Here is a 586-nt window from a genome sequence, read left to right as displayed (position 1 = left end):
TCCAAGGTCACGGTGATCACCGGCGGGCCGGGCGTGGGCAAGACCACCATCGTGAACGCCATCCTGCGCATCCTCGCGGCCAAGGGTGTGAAGCTCCTGCTCGCAGCGCCCACCGGCCGCGCCGCCAAGCGCATGANGCTGGAGTTCGATCCCAAGGTCTTCGCCTTCAAGCGCAACGAGGACAGCCCGCTCGACTGCGATCTGCTGGTCGTCNCGTGCCCACAACCGCAGCACTTCTGATGGTGGGCGACATCGACCAGCTGCCCTCGGTCGGCCCCGGCCAGGTGCTGGCCGACATCATCGGCTCGGGAGCCGTGCCCGTGGTGCGCCTGACCGAGGTCTTCCGCCAAGCCGCACAAAGCAGGATCATCACCACCGCGCATGCCATCAATGCCGGTCGGATGCCGGAGCTCGCGCGCCCGGACACGGCTTCAGACTTCTACTTCGTGCCGGCCGGCGATCCCGAGGAGGCCGTGGCCCGCATCGTGGAACTGGTCAGCCGGCGCATCCCACGGCGGTTCGGCCTCGATCCGATCAAGGACATCCAGGTCTTGTGTCCCATGAACCGGGGCGGTGTCGGCGCCCG

General features: G+C 68.0%; 2 protein-coding genes. Both read left to right on the top strand.

Annotated features, from left to right (window positions below; genetic code table 11):
• Positions 1-240 (top strand): AAA family ATPase (locus CK944_RS24275; RefSeq protein WP_256388190.1); only part of this gene is annotated, 240 nt, incomplete at its 5' end.
• The coding region (locus tag CK944_RS24270; RefSeq protein WP_256388189.1) for an AAA family ATPase at positions 240-586 on the top strand (347 nt) is incomplete at its 3' end. The genes CK944_RS24275 and CK944_RS24270, both read left to right, overlap by 1 nt.

This window comes from Paracoccus sp. SY, assembly GCF_002901215.1.
GTDB classification, from domain to species: Bacteria; Pseudomonadota; Alphaproteobacteria; order Rhodobacterales; family Rhodobacteraceae; genus Paracoccus; species Paracoccus acridae.
The sequence above is the reverse complement of the archived record's forward strand: the minus strand, read 5'-3'. Positions and strand labels throughout refer to the sequence as shown.